Genomic DNA, 14,584 nt, shown 5'->3' with positions numbered 1-14,584 from the left:
TTGACGCTGTAGTAATGCGTCGCCGAAGCCTCGACCGTGCTGCCAAGATCCTCGATCGCCTGGTTTGTAGCAAAGAGCTGGGAGCCGTTGACCGCATCGGTCGAGGTGCCTGACACCTGGCCGGCGGCTACGTTGGTGATGGTCCGTTCGGCCCCGACATCCCCCACAGATACCGTACTTCCAGGGTTCGTCCCCGCGAAAGTGTAGGCAGAACCATTGATCGTGGCACCTGAGGTCCCGACAGCGGCGGCGGTCACGGACCCGGCACCCAGCGCAACCGAACCGTCCTCGGTGGCTACTGCATTCTGTCCGAGCGCCAGGGCGCCGACGCCGACTGCGGTGGCGTCATAGCCAACTGCGGTCGACCCCTGGCCCTGCGCGGAGGAGTCGCTCGGCGTCAGACCGGTTTCGTTGGTGCGGACATAGCGGATGCCGGAACCGTTCGCTTCGACATACGTGGTCGAGGTGTCGCCGGCGATGTTCGTGATTGTATCGCCGAGATTGGTGATGTCTGTCGTGTTCTGGTCGACCTGCTCATTGGTGGCGAAGAGCTGCGAGCCGTTCACGGCGTCAGTCGACGTTGCGCTCAACTCGCCGGGCGCCAGATTGGTAATTGTGGTGCCCGCAGTCCCCTCAAGCGTGATCGTGTCCTTCGGATCGCCGAGGGCACCATCATACTTGACGGCCCGGTCATTGACCTCGCCAACTTCTGTCCCGATCTCGTCTATCGCCTGATTGGTCGCGAAGAGCTGCGAGCCATTGATAGCATCGGTAGAAGTGCCACTAACCTGACCGGCCGCGACGTTGGTGATTGTCCGCTCGGCTCCCACGTCGCCGACTGAAACAGTGCTGCCCGGCGTGGTGCCGGCGAAGGTATAGGCTGTACCGTTAATTGTCGCGCCCGCGGTTCCAACCGCAGCGGCGGTCACTGAACCTTCGCCGAGGGCGACAGAGCCCTCTTCATTGGCTTGCGCACCGTTGCCGAGCGCGAGCGCATTGATGCCGACCGCGGTCGCCTCGTAGCCGACGGCGGTCGATCCCTGCCCCTGGGCCGAGGAATCGCTGGGCGTCAGTCCGGTTTCGTTGGTGCGGACATAGCGTATCCCGACGCCGTTGGCCTCGACATAGGTGGTCGAGGTGTCGCCGGCGATGTTGGTGATTGTATCGCCCAAATTCGTGATGTCGGTGGTATTTTGATCGACCTGCTCGTTGGTGGCGAACAGTTGGGACCCATTGACTGCATCCGTGGACGTCGCGCTCAGCTCGCCGGGGGCGACATTGGTGATCGTCGTTCCGGCGGTGCCTTCGAGCGTGATCGTGTCCTTCGGATCGCCGAGGGCACCATCATATTTGACGGCTCGATCATCGACCGCTGCCACATCGTCTGCAACCGATTGAAGCTGCCGCACATTGACAGCGTCTGTTGCCTGTGTGCCGCCGGCGACATTGGTGATCTGTCGCTCATTGCCACCCGATCCGACAGAGACCGCGCCTCGCGTGGAGGCAACAGCCGTTCCCGAAAAAAGCTCGGTCCCGCCATTCAAACCGGCGCGATTTGCGTTCGATCCTTCACCCAAGGCGACCCCGCCTGCTGCCGAGGCGCTCGTTCCGACGCCACCGATCGCAACCGCTCCGGCACCGGTGCTGGTCGTTCCAAAGCCCATCGCGATGCCGCGAAGGCCGGCGCTCGTGTTGCGCCCGATCGAAATGCCGAACTGACCGTCACTGGTCGTCGCCCCCTCGCCGATAGCGACGCCCCATTCGGCGCGGGTGTTCTCACCGATGGCGACACCGGGATTAGCGCCTTGCCCGGCGTATGAGTTATTACCCAGAGCAACCGAACTGTCACCGATCGCTGTATTCGCATTGCCGATCGCGACTGCTCCCGTCGCCGGATTTACCACCGACGTTCCAGTCGCCCGGTTGTTCGCACCGATCGCGACGGCGCCGGTGCCGTTCACGACATTGGGGTCACCGATAGCGACTGCACCGTCACCGGTCGCCATCTGGCCAACGCCGATCGCGACTGCCTGGCCGCCTTGTGCAGAAGAGTCTTGCCCGATAGCGATTGCGCCATCCGTCACGGCCGAGGCGTTCGCACCCATGGCGATTGAGGAAATGCCGGTTGCGCTGGCACCGGACGCCGCGTCGCCGCCGATAGCAATTGAGTTTTCGCCTTGCGCCAGGGCATTGCGCCCACCTGCAAAGGAACTCACTCCTTGCGCAGAAGCATTGTTCCCAACCGCTGTCGCACCGTCCGCTCCAGTATTCGCGCCAGAGCCTAATGCCGTCGAGGCAATCCCCTGGGCGTTCGATTGGTTACCAATGGCTGTGCTGAAATTGTCCGACGCTGTTGAGGCGAGACCCACAGCTGAGGCACCCTCACCGCCTGCGGTGGCTTCGCCGCCGATTGCGATACTATTGACGCTGGTAGCTTGCGCACCGCGCGTCCCATTCACACCGATCGCAATTGCGCCGTTTGCCGTTGCCCTTGTGGAATCCGCCTCCGATAGAACTGAGGCGCCGCCGCCGCCGATCGCGACAGTATTGTTTCCTGACGCTATGCTGCCGACGCCGTAAGCGGAACTACCCTCACCGGTCGCCGATGCTTCCACACCGACTGCCGTCGCAAAACGCCCTGTGGCGATCGCAGAATTGCCGACAGCAGTGACGCCGGTCCCGGTGGCTGTCGCAAAACTCCCTATGGCGGTGTAACCGAGTCCTGTCCCGGTGGACGCGCAACCTGACACCCAACCATAAGTACCGCCGCCGCTTCCGTCGCGGACACCACCGGCCGTCATTCCAGGCCCATTGGTCCCTCCCGGGTTCTTGCGAAACATGACGTCGTTGGCAGCGCTGAGGCACGGGTTTCCATCCATCGAAACAGACATTGCCCACACATCGCCTGGAGCCACGGTCCCGGCGGCAAGTGCCCCAAGGATCACGGCTGCCAGCGCGCCTCTTCCGCTCAGGAAGCCGACCTGCTCGCGTCTCTGGGCGATCTGGCGCTGTGCAGCCGTCGCCATTGCGATCGGTCGGCCGCATCCTGGGCATTTCGGAACATCACCGCGCGCCATCACCGACAGTTCCATCGGTGGGGATGTTTCGAGCCCCATGGCATCAAGCGCGGCTGCAATGGTGGCTCCCACGCCGAGTGAACCGAGCCCCAGACGCTTCCGCCCCATGCCGAGCGCCATATGCGCCAGCCTGAGAATAGCCATGAGGCGGCGGCGAACCGAACGGCTGTCGCCAGCACCGGCCACCCAGTTGCGAACGAATTCCTTGCGGTTTCCGGACCGATCGGTGCTGTTAAGCTGAAAATCGACGGGCATGCTATTCCTCCAAATGCTGCGCAGATCGGTCCAAGGACAGAGCTTCTGGTTTCGTTGTTGATCTCGTAGTTTTGAGTTGGTCTGAAAGTGCCCGGCCGTCCTTGACGCCCAGGGCTTCGATTGAATCGAAGGCCGTAGCGATCCATTCGTCCGAAGTTTTGGGGACCCGATGCAGGGTCCGCTCGATGCGCTCCGGCGAAAGCTTCAGTGCCAGTACCGTCCGGCAGACATGAAGGTGCGTTTGTGGATCGTCCTCGCCATGGAACGGTTGGGTCAATCCAAACACAAACCGCGCGAAGAGATGGTCGATTTCATCGGATGAAATCTCCCGACCATAACGGCCTTCAAGCGCTTTCCAGGCGGCAAGCGCCTTTCCGGTGAATATCTCGCAGTCGACAGACAGGTGGATGGGGAGGGCCGAATTCATTGCCGCCCTCCCCACCATTCCAGGGTCCGCCGCAACGCCTGATCCTGGTTGTCCATTTGCCAGCCGGAATACGAGAGAAACAGAAGATGTGTTTCGTCCGATGCGGGCTCCCCGGTATTCACTCCCGTCCATGGTCTTTGAGCGCCGCGATAGACGGCAACGCACAACAGGGTCTCGGCCGGGTAATATCGCGGAAGGGATGCGGCGACGCGGGGCAGCTCTCCTTCTCCATCGACCAGCTCCCCTCCGAGGACCTTCCCGTTGCGATACATCAGCGCGTAGATACCGCGCTGCGGGAAGCCGATGATGCGATCGGCTTCCTCCTTGGTTATGGTTAACGTGGTTGGTCCAAGCGGAGGTCGATCGCGAAGCAGCTCAGGTCCATTTGCGAAGTTAGTTGCTTTCTTCATGCATCGACCCTTGGATGCGTCGGTGCGGAGCCGATTGGAAAAAGCTCGGGCATGCCATGATGAAAGCCCTGCTGGTGCGTCGCCCCTGCAGAGCGGGCGGCGTCCGAATGTTCCCCCGTCTCGATCCCGTCGACGACGACCACGGGCACGAAGCATGAGGCGAAACCGACCAGATGCCGCAGGCTCGTTTGCCCGCCACGCTTCTGTTTCAGGTCTTGAACGAAGGTGCCGTCGATCTTGACGATGTCGAAGTCGATCAGGTGAAGGAGAGTGGGAGATGCAAAGCCTGCGCCAAAGTCGTCGAGCGCAACGCGGCAACCGAGCCTGCGGATCAGGTCTATCATCCCCGAGACCATGTCGAGATCCTCGAATGGTTCGGTCTGCGAGAATTCGAGAACAAGGCGGTCAAGCAGCGCCGGCCGCTCTTCCATCAGGTCAATGATCGAAATCCAGGCTGCGCCATCCTTGAGATAGTTCCCGCAGATGTTGCAGCCGAGCACGGCAGCGCCATCGGCCTCCAACGCATTCAGGACCTGCAGCAACACTGCCCGGTCGAGAGCGCGGAGGTCAGGTTGGTGGAGGACCGACGGATAGAACCGCTCGGCGCGCAACACCTCGCCTGTGTCAGTCATGAAGCGGGCAAGGCATTCGGTATAGAGCGCTTCGGCGCCGTCCGCGGTTGACACAACCGGCTGTTGGGCCAGGAGAAGTTGCCCGACCTCGATTTCCTCGAGCCAGTCAATGTTGAAAGAAGATGGAGGCATCGACCAGCTATTCATCGACGCTCTCACACGATGCTGGTGGATGCGGCCGTGTCATCCCAGCGCACGAGCCGTCGGTGCGGAATTCCGGAAGATGCGGAAAGAACGGCGAGGAGCCGCTGTAAGTCGTTGATTTGAATAGAAAACGACCGCGACAAAACCGGTCCTTTTTGGCGCATCCCCAACATGCCAGCCGCCCTCACAAATCGCTCAACAATTTCAATGGCCGGAGTTCTGTAACGCCATAGAATTGTGCAATTGATACCACATAGTCTAAATCGACCCCTTTTGTCAAGGAGTCCGGTAGCTCGGTCGTTTTAACAGTAATGGAAAAGGCATCGGGAGAAGACGTTATGTCCCGAGTGCACCGCGTCCTTCGTCCCGTGCTGGAAAGCAAGGACCAAATGATCATAGGATACGCTCGAGTATCGACCGAAGAGCAAAAGCTCGACCTGCAAATTCAGGCGCTGGAAAATCTTGGATGCGAGCGAATATTCACTGACCACGGCCAATCAGGTTTCCGTTTTGCGCGCAACGGCCTTGAGGACGCGCTTCGGAACCTCGGTCCCGGTGGGACACTTGTCGTCTGGCGGCTTGATCGACTAGGGCGCTCGCTGTCAGGGCTGGTGGGATTGATGGAACAACTCGGTGCACGCGATATCCACTTCCGATCGGTGATGGAAAATATCGACACCGGCTCGTCAGGTGGCAAGTTGATGTTTCACATGATGGCTGCACTCGCTGAATTCGAGCGTTCCATCATCAGCGAGCGAACGCGCGCCGGCATGGCCGCCGCTAAGGCGCGCGGAAGCAGGCTCGGGCGTCCGAGGATAACATCAGAAGAGCAACTCCGCCGTGCCGCAAGTGCGATCCGGACGCACGATATGCCGGCGCGTGACCTTGCCCGGGAACTCGGTATCTCGGTTCGGACGCTACATCGCCGTTTGAGGGAATTGCCGGTCACGAATAGGGTCACCGGGATTCTCTGATCTTGGAATGAAGCGCGTTGGGGTGACCGGCACTTTAACTGTCCGAAGGAAGCAAGCCGCATGCCCGAGCCTTCATGACGGCTTGGATGCGGCTGCTGACGCCCAGCTTGCCATAGATGTTTTTAAGGTGCCATTTGATCGTATTGACATCGAGGCCGAGTGTGCGAGCAATTTCCTTGTTCGACTTGCCGCGAGCGAGAATGTCGAGGATTTGCAGTTCCCGGTGGTTGAACTGCTCGCCCCATCCCGCCCCTCGCTCTTTCGTGATCGATGAATCGGTTGTGGCACCGCGGTCACCGCTCGGATTGGTGTTCGGCCACTGACGGAGGGTATCCCAGACATAACGATGCACTTCAGCATTGTCGTCAGCAACGCGAAGCTGCTTTGCGAGACGCTCCAGAAGCGTCCGCATCACCGGCCCCTCGTCGACTACATCCTGAACCAGGCCTTGTTGAGCAGCGAATGCAACGACATCGGCAAGCACCGACAGGGCGGCAGACGGCTCGCCGGCCATTGCCAGTGTTGTTGCGGTCTGGAGTTGAATGCGGAACTCCAGGAGCCGATGGCGTGACTGTCTGCTAAGGTCAAGGCGATGTCCAAGCATCGCCAGCGCTTCGCCGGTTTGCCCCTTCGCGGCCAGCACCCGGGCTTGAACAGGCTCTATTATCTCAGCTATCCACCTGCCAATCCGAGCGTCGCACTCCGCCGGGGAGTAACCGGTTAATGTTGCTTGGGCCTCGTCAGTGAGCCCTTGCGCCAGATAGATGCGGACCTTTTCAGCTATCATTGTGGCGCGTAGCCGTTCGTTTGAAAACGACGTGGCGGTCTGCAATCCCTCTTCCACGATGTTCAACGCATCGAAGAAGCGTCCTTGTAATGCAGCGATCCGCAAAGCTGCCACATAAGCGGCCATCGAGAAGTCGATGACACCTCCCTCGATGTCAAGTTTGCGGTTCTCGTTGATCAGCTTGACTGCCCGATCGACGTCCCCGCTCTCATAGGCCACGAGTCCCAGGACACCTAGAGCGATCCTCGACCCGAACGACCGGCTCCCCACCTCTGTAAGGGCGAGTTGATACGCCTTCTCCAAGGCGACGCGGCACGCATCCATGCGCCCACGGCTTCGCTCCGCCAGCCCCAGGTAACAAAGGCCGCAGAGCTTCGCGACAGGGCTCGGGTCCCGGTCGTGGAACTCAAAATAGCGATCCAGTATGTCGACGGCGCCGTCTAAATCTCCCTCGATGAACATCGCGAAGGAGATCATGTTCGAAGCCGACGCGACGGTATGGATGTTATATTTCCACGGTTCCGCGATAAGAGGATAAAGATGGTCCGACAGGCCTTGGACCCTGTCGAGATAGGCATTGTAGATCGACTGTATCAATTGAGCTTCACCGTGAAGCTTTGTCGCTTCAGGGGAGTCGGGGTTTTCATCGAGGATCGCACGCATGTCGCGAATGGTGTTGTTCACTTTTTCCATGCGCCGGGTGAGGCAATACGCCCAACTCAATGCCTGCAGAAGCGACAATCGCTTCCGGATACCCTCTTCCGGCAATAAGTTGACAAGGCCGATCAGTGTGCCGTATCGCCCCGCAATCGCAAGGTTCATGGCTTGCTTGTCGACGACAGTAATGGCTCGCTCGATGTCACCGGCCGCTTTGGCGTGCATCACTGCCGCCTCAGTATCGCCGGCCTGATCCAACCATTCGCATGCCGCCAGGTGCACATCCCGGATCCACGACGGGCGATCACGGTGCAGACGTCGTTGCAGATGATCGGCAAAAAGATGATGGTAGGTGAACCATTCTCCATGATCGTCGGCGGGGCGAATGAACAGATTCTGTCGAACCAATTCCTCCAGCACTGCCTGGCTTCCGCTGTGACCGCAAACCGCGTCGCAGAGATCGGATGACAGCCGCTGCAGGATAGAGGTCTTTAAAAGGAAATTCAGGGTATCCTCCGGAAGCGTGTCGAACACGTTTTCAGCCAGATACTCTCCGACATTGTCGGCCATTCCGATGGCGACCGCTGACTGAAGTCTATAACGCGCCGCTCCTGCCTCTCCGCGCATTGAAAGCGCCGCGAGTTGCAAAGCCGCAAGCCAGCCATCGGTACTACGCCAGAGGGATGCGGCCTCCTCGCATGTTACATCAAGCTCCCATACGTTTTGCAGAAATGATCGCGCCTCGTCCTCGTCGAGCCTCAAGTCGCGCGCGTTGATCAGGGTGAGGTTCCTTGCGACCCGCAGGCGCGACAGGGGCAGCTTGGGGCGCAAGCGCGACGTTACGAGGAAACGAACATTGGCGGACGATCGCTCGATCAGGAAAGCCAGAATCTGAAGGGACGCAGCATCGTCTCCGATCAGATGCAAATCTTCGATTGCCACACAAATCTCGCGATCGGTGGCAGCGAGACCGTTTATGAATTCCACAGACATGTTCTGGATGAGGCTGGGGCCACTTTGCTCAAAGGCAATTTCCTGATCATTGATCAGGTCGGGCTCGACCTTACGGACCGCCTCGACGACATAGCGCAAAAAGCGTGCCGGATCGGCATCAAGCCGGTCGATGTTCAGCCAGGCAACGGATATTCCGTTCTTTTCCATCATGTGCCGGCATGACAGGGCAAAAGTCGTCTTTCCAAAGCCGGCCGGCGCCTGAACCAGCGTCAGCTTTCGTTCCAATGCCGTCTCGAGCTGGGCAAGCAGCCCTGGTCGCTCGACCACTTTCTCGAGCATTCGAGGTGCAAGGAATTTTGTCGCAAGGAAGCCCCGTTCGAGCCCCACTGAACCCGCTGTAAATCTCACCTATTCCGCCGCCAATATATTTGCCCATGGTCGCCCCACCACCCGTTTTAGCGGCTCACCGCTACCCCTCCGGGTGGTGACGACCTTCAGCCCGATCTTATATTTCAGCACTTCTCCTTTCCAAACAACCATAAAATCGGACAGGCGCTCTCAATAATTCAAGCAGAAGAGTGGATCTTGCCCGCAAAACGGCGACGAGAATGATTGATGATTGTAGGTTATGCGCGAGTGTCGACCGACGAGCAGAAACTTGATTTGCAAATAAGCGCACTGGAAGTTGCCGGATGTCATCGGATCTACAAAGATCAGGGCCGGTCTGGTCAAAGCTTTGATCGAGAAGGTCTGGAGAGCGCGCTGAATAGTCTGCAGCCCGGGAGCACGCTCGTCGTCTGGCGACTCGACCGACTTGGACGATCACTTTCCGGTCTCGTTCAGCTCATCGACCAGCTCGGCAAACGGGAGGTCCATTTCCGCTCTGTTATGGAGAACATCGACACCTCTTCTCCAGGCGGCCGGCTCATGTTTCATATGATGGCAGCGTTGGCCGAATTCGAGCGCGCCCTTATCAGTGAACGAACACGAGCCGGACTGAACGAAGCGAGGTCGCAAGGCAAGCTGATCGGCCGACCGAAAGCTCTAACTGAAGCGGACGTCCGTCGCGCACTGCACGATGTCCACCGTCACGGCCTGACGATGATCGAGACGTCGGAGCGGCTCGGTGTGTCTGTACGCACTTTGCAGCGCCATCTGCGCTTGGCGAGGGCCAGCATCACAGTACCGGTCTGTGCCGAGCCCCCAATGACCGCAGCGCCGCCACGCACTATGCGACGCCAAAGACCCGACGGCGAAGTTGCTCGCCAATAATCGGCTGTTGAGGCGTCCGATCTGCCGCGACATTAGCGTTCGTCAAGCGGCGACCGCCGGCGAGCCAGAGCGAGAGTTAAAGTAGATCTCCGTAACCCGAAACCGACCGTCGACGCGCTTGCATTGAACGATCACGTCAATCGAAAGGCGCAATAGGTTATGGATGTCGTCACGGTCGAGATCGCGGCCGCCCTCCGATTCCTTGACCAGCAGTGTGAGCTGCTCGAACGCCAGCGAAGCGGAATCGGCGTGGACGGTGGTGATCGAGCCCGGATGGCCACTCATTACGTTACGGACATAGTAGAATGCGGTGCCGTCGCGCAGCTCCTGCAGCAGGATGCGGTCCGGTCGCATCCTGAGGCAGGATTCCAACAGATCCTTTGGGCCCGTTTTGGCGAGGCCCTGATCACCCTTCGAATAGAATAGCCTGACGTGATTGGCCTGGGGGATCACAAGCTCGGGCGTGTCCTCGATGGTGATGATCCGCTCCTCGGCCGGGATATGCTGGATCAGCGCCTTTGAAAGCGTGGTCTTACCCGAGCCGGTGGCGCCCGAAATGATGATGTTCTTGCGCGCCAGAACCGCCGCTTCCAGAAATTCCCGAAAGCACCCCTCCCTGTAGAGATCCACAATGTCCTTGCCGCTTTGACGCTCAAGCGATGTCGCCTCGGTTCCTTCGAAGAGCCCGCCGCGTTCGAGGTCGCTCATGCTGAGATTGACCGAGGAGGGCTTGCGTATGGTGATGCTGATCGCTCCCTTCGTCGTGGCTGGAGGGATCACGATCTGGATACGTTCCTCGTCTGGCAGCGTCGCCGAAAGCACCGGCCGGGTCTCATCGATTCCCTGGCTCGAAAAGCTCGCGACGGCCCGTGCAAGCCGCATCAGCTTGTCATAGGTCAGTTCTTCGCGCTTGTGCGTCTGCCAGCCGTCAGCGCCTTCCGTGAGCACCTCGCCCGGTCGGTTGATGACGATCTCGTAAAGCGTGGTGTCGGCGAGGAACCCGGAAAGAGGGGTGAGAAGCTGCCGAACGACACCGGCGTCGGACGTTTCGGCCATCCATCCCCTGCCCTATTTCGTGACCAGGTCGGAATGCCGGCTGAAATCACCCATCGCAGCCCGGTCGTAGATGATGTTTTTCGGTTCCGTCACGCGCAGGCTGTAAATGTTCGAGAAATCGAGGTCACGCGCGACGAAAATCGACACCAGCGAACCCTGGTGCTTGGAGAGCGTCGGCGGAATGTTGATCGATTGCTCGACTGCGATCGATGCCGCATCGCGGCCAGCGCTTGTCGTGCCCTGCGCTTGCACATCCTGATCCTGAAGCTGCTGACTGGCATAGGAGGTGACGTCGCCGACGATCGACAGCAGCAGAGCGCTGCCAAACCTCTCCCACCAATGCGTGTCGACATAGCCATCGAATCCAGCTCGGCCGAGCGCGTCGGTTGCGGGCGAGGCGAGCGTAATGATCACACCCGTCGGCGTCTTCGCGCGGTTCCAGAGCACGAAGAGCCTGCTTTGCCCGCGCCTCAGCCCGCCTCGGTACTCTCCGACCACCTGGGTGCCCTTTTCCATCAGCACCACCCGGCCGTTGTCTGAGAGCACGTCACGGGTGATGACGCAGCTCGTGAAACCGGGCTGATCGGAGCTGAGCGCGGTCTCCAGGGCACAGGGGATCGAGGTCCCCATCGCGACGATGAAGTTCCGGTTGCCGAGATATCCGGCCTTCGATCCCTCGAGCCGTGTGGGTGTCATCATGCGCGAGAACCGCTGATCCTCATTCTCTCCGCCCTGCCCGCCGCTCAACATCCCGTTAGCGGGAATGAAGCCGGACTCGCCGGCCGCCGCTGCCGAGGGCGGTTGCCGGTTTGCCGTTCCAGATTGCCCTCCGCCAAAGGCCATGACGGGCGCGCGCCTTGCCGACTCCAACAATTCGTCGACGGGCGCCGCCTCGGGCGTGGCCAGGACGGGGGTGGGGAGCTGCACTTCCGGAACGACCGTTACCGTCGGCCGAGGCTCCTCACGGGCTGGCTCGAACGGCGTGTTCTGCCGGATGACGGTGCGTTCTGGCTGGTCCGTCGTCTCTTCCTGCGGAGCCTGGCGCATCGACCAGAGCGCAAAGCCCATGAAGGCCACGACAGCAACCACAACCACGCCTCTCTTGAGGGTCGGATTGCCGTCAACCTTGCGCGCCGTGTCCGACTGGCTGCGCTCGCCCGGTATGGTAGCGTCTGCCTCTTCGGCCATGCATCTCTCCCTATTTCGGTGTTGCCTGGCTTGATGGGTTCACCACACGTTCGACCGACGGCGACGTGGTGTTGGTTCCCGGATTGATGCCAACGGGCGTATACGCTTCGTTGAAAATGCACAGAGTATCGTTCCCACGCCGCAGGATGAATTTACGGCTGATCGCGTGGACCATGACCAGATCGCCCTGCACGGTCTTGGGGACGAGGCTTTCCGTGCCATCCGAGTTCTCGATATAGATCGCCGGCATCTCCTGATTGCCCGTGAACGCAAATGTCGTGATCTTGCCGTTGTCATAGACCGCCTGGGGCTCGATCGCGGCCGAGCCCTGCGCCGAATAACGCCAATTGCGTGGCCCGTACTGCTCGTGGACATTGAGCACCTGATCGGCAAGGACGGCCTGCGCGGCACGTTTGGCCGCTTCCGCCTCCAGCCGCCACCGTTCGGCCTCATCCGCCGGGTAGCGGTATTTCACATAAAAATAGGTCGCCTCGCCGGCCGCGACCGATCCTTCCCTGACGACCAGTTCCATCTGATAACTGCGCTTTGAACCGTCGCGGCGCGTGGTCACGACCGAGATATTCGTGACGGGCTGGTTTTCGCGCGGCTTCAGAAAGAGGATGTTGCCGGCTGGAGCCACTTCCCAGGCGACCGAGTTGCCAAGCGCGATATGGGCGATCTCCTCATCAGCGGCGAATTCGACTTGGACCGAGGACCTGATCGAGCCGATGACGCGCGTCACGTTGTACGGCTGGTAATCGACGAAGCGCACCCGGTTGTCCTGTCCGCCGCCGCTCGGCACCTCGAGCGCGCCTGCCGGCAACGACGACATCACCACTACGATTGCGGCCGCAAGAATTACGTTCCTCGTCAATTGATTGCCTCCGGGTCTGCTCGGTACTCGCTGACAACAAAGCCGAGCGGGTTGACCAGGCGGTCTGTCGCGGACATCGGCGCATTCGCATAGGTATAGGTGATGGTCGCGACCCAGTGGGTCGTTCTCACCTCCTCGCCGCGGGTGATCGTCCTGATATAGCGGACGGAAACCACATTGCTGTTGATCAGCGATATCGACTTGATGGCGATTCGGGAGGTGGTGGCGCGGCCATAGATATTCTGCGGCGATTCCGGGTTGCCGCCCCGGTAATAGGCGGAAAACCGGGTCTGCTCGGCCGCATTCGACAAAAGCGAGACTGTCCGAAAATTCTCCTCCGCCTCGCTCCACACATATCCCTCGCGCGCCCGGACATATCGACCCGCGAAGTATTTCGTGACTTCCTCATCATAGGTCCCCGCCGTCGACGTAAGCGCCGAGACGACGTCGACGATGCCTGTCGCATTGTCGACTCGGATCACGAAGGGCTCGACCGTCTTCAGCGGCGTCAAAGCGGCCACCGCTGCCATCGAAAGGGCGGCGATCCCGCTCGCCACGATGGCCACGAACCAAGCCAGACGGCGCGAACGCTCGGCAGAAATCAGCCTGTCCTGATCGAACCGCCGCGCCTTGTCGAAATAGTCCTTCAAACTGTCATTCGTCACCATGGAATGCCCTACCCTGCCGAGCAAGAGCGGTAGGAGGCCGCTTCGTTGAAGCTGGCAAAGGCCGTCGGCTGCTGCCGATTCGGAGGGGCATCCGCGAAGGAAAGCGGGGTGACAGGTGTCGACGTCGTGGCGTTCGTCTGCTGCTGCTGGGCGCCGGCCTTGCCAGCTTCCCAATTCCACATCGAACGATTGAGGGGTCGCTTGGCGTATCCGTCGCATTTCGGTAGCGGATAGCTCAACGATGCACATCCGCCGAGAGAGAGCACAATCACCAATAAAGACAGAACTCTGAACATGGCTTCACTATGCGGGCTTCAGCCCGTCCCCCTTATCCTGCGGTATGCCCAGGCCATCGACCGGACTACCGTGTTGTGATGCCCATCCCTCGCCGCCGTGTAGCCATAGGTGAGCGATGCCCCGCCCGAGGCGAGCGCAGACGCGATGCCGGGCAATTGGTAGAAGACGTAGAGTGCGGCCAGCCCGATCGCCCCGACCGCGATCGGCCGCATGAGCACGTCGGAATAGGCCTCGATCGTTGTGAACATCGTGGCGAAGCTTGTCACGAGGAGCGATCCGACCGCGACCACCAGGACCTGCAGGATGACGAAATTGGCGAGCTGGCCGATCCAGGCTTCGGTGAAGCGCCGTGTCGACTGGAACATGGCCAGCGCGATGAAAATCGGCCCGATCGCCAGAACGATCGCCAGCGCGACGCGGGCATAGAGAGATACAACATAGCCGATCGAGGCCACGATGAAGGTCACGACGATCACGACGAGGCCGGCGAAGCTCGTGAGCGGATCGACCGGCCATGCCGATTGCGCCCAGATGTCGTTGGCCGATTTCTGGCCCTTGTCGAGCAAGCTATCGAAGGTCGACGCGCTCGGCGCTCCGCCCGTGTTCAGCGCCTCCGAGACCTCCCGCGGCAGGATCTCGAAGAAGACGTTCGTCACATAAGTCTGGTATTCGCTGGCATTGCGCACCAAGAGCAGGATGATGGCGAGCTTCATCGCCCGAAAGGCGAATTCCATGATCGGCTCCTGCACGGAGCCGCGAAGGACGAGAAACCCGTATAGGATAACATAAAGGGTCAGCGCCGCGGTCAGCGGGCCGGTCACCCATCCGCTGATGCCGCTCGTGCTGGAACTGATGAAGTTCTGCAATGGCGAGGAGAACTGATTGTCGAGAAAGGCGAAGACATTATACATC

At 60.2% G+C, this 14,584-nt stretch carries 12 protein-coding genes and 2 pseudogenes; 2 read left to right on the top strand and 12 right to left on the bottom strand.

Translation table 11 applies throughout. The annotated features are described in order from the left end of the window. Window positions 1–50: 50 nt before the first annotated feature. The 5 genes and pseudogenes from F9K94_RS25020 to F9K94_RS22735 all read right to left on the bottom strand — a co-directional run. Window positions 51–1,286: pseudogene (locus tag F9K94_RS25020) on the bottom strand (YadA family autotransporter adhesin); the annotation flags it as partial. A gap of 69 nt (window positions 1,287–1,355) precedes the next feature. After that, a pseudogene (locus tag F9K94_RS25015) lies at window positions 1,356–2,801 on the bottom strand (YadA family autotransporter adhesin); the annotation flags it as partial. Between the two features lie 532 nt (window positions 2,802–3,333). Next, the gene (locus F9K94_RS22745) at window positions 3,334–3,759 is read right to left on the bottom strand and encodes a hypothetical protein (protein ID WP_151648832.1); all 426 of its coding nucleotides are present in this window, start codon (window positions 3,757–3,759) and stop codon (window positions 3,334–3,336) included. Next, window positions 3,756–4,169 (bottom strand): hypothetical protein, encoded by a 414-nt coding sequence (locus tag F9K94_RS22740; protein ID WP_151648830.1) that lies wholly within the window; start codon window positions 4,167–4,169, stop codon window positions 3,756–3,758. The genes F9K94_RS22745 and F9K94_RS22740 overlap by 4 nt, the downstream gene beginning before the upstream one ends. Continuing rightward, window positions 4,166–4,948 carry an EAL domain-containing protein gene (locus F9K94_RS22735; RefSeq protein ID WP_151648828.1) on the bottom strand — a complete coding sequence of 261 codons (783 nt, stop codon included), beginning with the start codon at window positions 4,946–4,948 and terminating at the stop codon, window positions 4,166–4,168. The genes F9K94_RS22740 and F9K94_RS22735 overlap by 4 nt, the downstream gene beginning before the upstream one ends. 335 nt (window positions 4,949–5,283) lie before the next feature. Between F9K94_RS22735 and F9K94_RS22730 the strand changes: the two genes are divergently transcribed. Further along, a complete protein-coding gene (locus F9K94_RS22730) occupies window positions 5,284–5,919 on the top strand; it encodes a recombinase family protein (protein WP_407922067.1) in 636 nt (211 codons plus the stop codon). A gap of 34 nt (window positions 5,920–5,953) precedes the next feature. On the opposite strand, the gene F9K94_RS22725 is transcribed toward F9K94_RS22730, so the two are convergent. Further along, entirely contained in the window at window positions 5,954–8,656 is a 2,703-nt protein-coding gene (locus F9K94_RS22725) for a LuxR C-terminal-related transcriptional regulator (protein WP_151648826.1), read from the bottom strand. A 276-nt stretch (window positions 8,657–8,932) separates the two neighbouring features. On the opposite strand from F9K94_RS22725, the gene F9K94_RS22720 reads away from it, so the two are divergent. After that, the gene (locus tag F9K94_RS22720) at window positions 8,933–9,589 is read left to right on the top strand and encodes a recombinase family protein (RefSeq protein ID WP_151648909.1); all 657 of its coding nucleotides are present in this window, start codon (window positions 8,933–8,935) and stop codon (window positions 9,587–9,589) included. 42 nt (window positions 9,590–9,631) lie between these two features. Here the strand turns inward: F9K94_RS22720 and virB11 are convergent, their stop codons facing one another. Genes virB11 through F9K94_RS22690 form a run of 6 tightly spaced genes read right to left on the bottom strand, consistent with a single transcriptional unit; the run spans window position 9,632 to window position 14,583 of the window. Beyond that, window positions 9,632–10,645, bottom strand: coding sequence for a P-type DNA transfer ATPase VirB11 (virB11, locus tag F9K94_RS22715; protein WP_151648824.1), 1,014 nt, complete (start codon window positions 10,643–10,645; stop codon window positions 9,632–9,634). 12 nt (window positions 10,646–10,657) lie between these two features. Further along, window positions 10,658–11,833 carry a type IV secretion system protein VirB10 gene (gene virB10 / locus F9K94_RS22710; protein WP_151648822.1) on the bottom strand — a complete coding sequence of 392 codons (1,176 nt, stop codon included), beginning with the start codon at window positions 11,831–11,833 and terminating at the stop codon, window positions 10,658–10,660. Between the two features lie 10 nt (window positions 11,834–11,843). Further along, the gene (gene virB9 / locus F9K94_RS22705; protein ID WP_268906966.1) at window positions 11,844–12,677 is read right to left on the bottom strand and encodes a P-type conjugative transfer protein VirB9; all 834 of its coding nucleotides are present in this window, start codon (window positions 12,675–12,677) and stop codon (window positions 11,844–11,846) included. Window positions 12,678–12,703: 26 nt separating this feature from the next. Further along, window positions 12,704–13,375 carry a virB8 family protein gene (locus F9K94_RS22700; RefSeq protein WP_151648820.1) on the bottom strand — a complete coding sequence of 224 codons (672 nt, stop codon included), beginning with the start codon at window positions 13,373–13,375 and terminating at the stop codon, window positions 12,704–12,706. A gap of 8 nt (window positions 13,376–13,383) precedes the next feature. After that, window positions 13,384–13,671: a type IV secretion system protein VirB7 gene (locus F9K94_RS24970; RefSeq protein WP_151648818.1), complete on the bottom strand. Its 288-nt coding sequence runs from the start codon at window positions 13,669–13,671 to the stop codon at window positions 13,384–13,386. Window positions 13,672–13,689: 18 nt separating this feature from the next. Continuing rightward, window positions 13,690–14,583, bottom strand: a complete 894-nt coding sequence (locus tag F9K94_RS22690; RefSeq protein ID WP_151648816.1) for a type IV secretion system protein — start codon at window positions 14,581–14,583, stop codon at window positions 13,690–13,692. Window position 14,584 lies beyond the last annotated feature (1 nt).

The organism is Brucella tritici (genome assembly GCF_008932285.1).
GTDB lineage: Bacteria > Pseudomonadota > Alphaproteobacteria > Rhizobiales > Rhizobiaceae > Brucella > Brucella tritici.
Note: the sequence above shows the minus strand (reverse complement) of the source record. Positions and strands in the feature narration are given on the sequence as shown.

What these genes read in the sequence shown, in the direction of transcription:
- virB10 (WP_151648822.1), bottom strand. Translation starts at nt 11,833, where the DNA reads ATGGCCGAAGAGGCAGACGCTACCATACCGGGCGAGCGCAGCCAGTCG.
- F9K94_RS22740 (WP_151648830.1), bottom strand. Translation starts at nt 4,169, where the DNA reads ATGAAGAAAGCAACTAACTTCGCAAATGGACCTGAGCTGCTTCGCGAT.
- F9K94_RS22730 (WP_407922067.1), top strand. Translation starts at nt 5,284, where the DNA reads ATGTCCCGAGTGCACCGCGTCCTTCGTCCCGTGCTGGAAAGCAAGGAC.
- F9K94_RS22700 (WP_151648820.1), bottom strand. Translation starts at nt 13,375, where the DNA reads ATGGTGACGAATGACAGTTTGAAGGACTATTTCGACAAGGCGCGGCGG.
- F9K94_RS22720 (WP_151648909.1), top strand. Translation starts at nt 8,933, where the DNA reads ATGATTGTAGGTTATGCGCGAGTGTCGACCGACGAGCAGAAACTTGAT.
- F9K94_RS22735 (WP_151648828.1), bottom strand. Translation starts at nt 4,948, where the DNA reads ATGAATAGCTGGTCGATGCCTCCATCTTCTTTCAACATTGACTGGCTC.
- F9K94_RS22690 (WP_151648816.1), bottom strand. Translation starts at nt 14,583, where the DNA reads ATGTATAATGTCTTCGCCTTTCTCGACAATCAGTTCTCCTCGCCATTG.
- virB11 (WP_151648824.1), bottom strand. Translation starts at nt 10,645, where the DNA reads ATGGCCGAAACGTCCGACGCCGGTGTCGTTCGGCAGCTTCTCACCCCT.
- F9K94_RS22745 (WP_151648832.1), bottom strand. Translation starts at nt 3,759, where the DNA reads ATGAATTCGGCCCTCCCCATCCACCTGTCTGTCGACTGCGAGATATTC.
- F9K94_RS24970 (WP_151648818.1), bottom strand. Translation starts at nt 13,671, where the DNA reads ATGTTCAGAGTTCTGTCTTTATTGGTGATTGTGCTCTCTCTCGGCGGA.
- F9K94_RS22725 (WP_151648826.1), bottom strand. Translation starts at nt 8,656, where the DNA reads ATGCTCGAGAAAGTGGTCGAGCGACCAGGGCTGCTTGCCCAGCTCGAG.